This window comes from Aquabacterium sp. A08, assembly GCF_011742065.1.
Genome location: NZ_JAAQQT010000417.1, coordinates 1 through 230 on the forward strand (window position 1 = coordinate 1; position 230 = coordinate 230).

1 pseudogene is annotated in these 230 nt (G+C 70.4%); it reads left to right on the forward strand.

The features are described 5' to 3' along the window. Positions 1–230 (forward strand): annotated as a pseudogene (locus HA630_RS02370) (exodeoxyribonuclease VII large subunit); the annotation flags it as partial.

The window sequence follows — 230 nt, forward strand, 5'->3', positions numbered from 1 at the left end:
GTCATCGCCCCAGAAGGCGCAGCCGGGCTCGGCGACTTCCAGGCCGAAGCCAGCCGACTGCAGGCCCACGGCGTGTGCCAGTTCACCTACGCCTACAGCCGCTTCCAGGGAGAGGGCGCCGCCGCCCAGATCCGGCTCGAATTGCACTCCGCCCTGGAGCAGATCCGGCTCAACCACCCCTGGGTGCCCGATGCGGTGGCCATCATCCGGGGCGGTGGCGCCGTCAACGA